Genomic DNA, 2,033 nt, shown 5'->3' on the forward strand with positions numbered 1-2,033 from the left:
CAGGCCCAGCGCCGCCGCGGCAATCCTCACGGACCCGCCGCGTCCGCGGCCGGCGCCGCGTCGGCGGCCGGCCGCGTCGCCTTCCAGGCCACGACGAGCGCGGCGAGCAGCAGCGAGGCCGCGAGCAGGAACGCCGCGCCCGGCAGATGCACCGGGGAATTCTTGTCGATGCTCCAGCCGAAGATCTGCGTGTACAGGCTCGGCCCGAGGATGCCGGCGAGGCTGGTCAGTCCGGCGAGCGCGCCCTGCAGCCGGCCCTGTTCGCCGGGATCGACCTGGCGCGTGACCAGGGCCTGGGTCGCCGGTCCGGCGCAGCCCCACAGCGCGAGCAGCGGAATCGCCGCAAGCGACAGCCAGCCCGTCGTCGCGAGTCCCTGCCAGGCGAAGCCGAGCGCGCCGAACGTGAGCCCGGCGAAGATCGCGCGGCGTTCGCCGAACCGGCTCACGATGCGGCCGACCAGCAGCGCCTGCACGACGCCGTTGCAGATGCCGACGAAGCCCAGCGTGAAGCCGACCGCCTGCGGTCCCCAGCCGTAGCGGTAGTCCGCGTACAGCACGAACGTGGTGTTGAGCACGTAGTGCGCGAGCTGCGACAGGAACACCACGGCGGCGAGCGCATAGACCTGCGGATAGCGGCGCAGCAGCAGCAGTGCGCCGACCGGATTCGCGCGGCGCGCGTCGAACCGCGCGCTGCGCCGTTCGCGCGGCAGCGACTCGGGCAGCACGAAGAAGCCGTAGCAGAAATTCGCGAGCGCGAGCCCGGCGGCGAGCCAGAACGGCAGGCGCAGGTCGATGTCGCCGAGCGTGCCGCCGAGCGCCGGACCGAGCACGAAGCCGACGCCGAACGCGGCGCCGAGCGCGCCGAACGCGGCGGCGCGCTTGTCCGGCGGCGTGACGTCGGCGAGATAGGCGTTGGCCGTGCTGAAGCTCGCTGCGGTCATGCCCGAGATCACGCGCGCGACGACGAGCCACGGCAAGGTCTGCACGACGGCCATCAGGATGAAATCCAGGCCCAGGCCGAGATTGGACAGCAGGATCACCGGCCGCCGGCCGAAGCGGTCGGACAGCGCGCCCTGGATCGGGTTGCAGAAGAACTGCACGACCGCGAACACGGTCGCAATGACGCCGACCCAATGCGCCGCGGAAACCATGTCGCCGCCGGCCATCTGCTTGATCAGCCGCGGCAGCACCGGAATGACGACGCCGAACGCGAGGATGTCGAGCAGGACCGTGACGAAAATGAAGGCCAGCGCGGCCTTGCGCGCAGTCGGCGGAGAAGCGGGGGCGTGCACGGGGGTTCCTGCGGATTTACGGCGGCGCGCAGTCTAGCAGGCGCGGCCGGCCCGCCTGCGGATTTCGCGGCGGGCGCGTTGGCCGGGCGCGCTGCCTTCCGCGAGCCGCCGCTCATGCCAGGTAGCCCAGGCGGGCTCAGCCGAGGAATCCCAGATCGCGCAGCGTGAAGTTCGCGAGGTTCGGGAAGCAGGTGTCCAGCGACTGCGTATCGGTCACGCCGAACCAGCGCGCGAGCGTCGCGCCGTACTGGTCCACGGCGATGCGCGGGATCAGGTTGCCGTCGCCGGCGAAATCGGCGCTGCCCGCGGCCATGTCCGGTATCGCGCCGTAGACGCGCCGGCCGTTCACGGCGCCGCCGAGCACGAACAGATGGTTGCCCCAGCCGTGGTCGGAGCCGTCGCCGTTGCTGGTCATCGAGCGGCCGAAGTCGCTGGCCGTGAACGTCGTGACCTGGTCCTGCAGATTCATGGCCTGCAGCGTGCGCTGGAACGCGGCCAGCGCGCGGTCCAGGCCCGCCAGCAGCTGCGGCTGGTCGGCGCTCTGCGCATCGTGCGTGTCGAAGCCGCCGAGCGCGCAGAAGAAGATCTGCCGCCGCTGGCTCAGCGCCGTGCGCACGGCGATCAGCTGCGCGGTGCGGCGCAGCTGGCTGCCGAGCGCGAACGCGAAACGCGCCGCCGCCGGGTCGCCGGGCTCCGGTGGCGGCGGAAATGCGCCGTCGAACGCCGGCGCCGCGGCGAGCG

2 protein-coding genes are annotated in these 2,033 nt (G+C 72.3%); both read right to left on the bottom strand.

Features of this window, described 5'->3' with window-relative positions; translation table 11 throughout:
• Nucleotides 1-26: 26 nt before the first annotated feature.
• A complete protein-coding gene (locus tag NON22_RS23540) occupies nucleotides 27-1,292 on the bottom strand; it encodes a TCR/Tet family MFS transporter (protein WP_257389420.1) in 1,266 nt (421 codons plus the stop codon).
• A 136-nt stretch (nucleotides 1,293-1,428) separates the two neighbouring features.
• Nucleotides 1,429-2,033 (bottom strand): DUF1501 domain-containing protein (locus tag NON22_RS23545; protein ID WP_257389421.1); only part of this gene is annotated, 605 nt, incomplete at its 5' end.

Source organism: Tahibacter caeni (assembly GCF_024609805.1).
Taxonomy (GTDB): domain Bacteria; phylum Pseudomonadota; class Gammaproteobacteria; order Xanthomonadales; family Rhodanobacteraceae; genus Tahibacter; species Tahibacter caeni.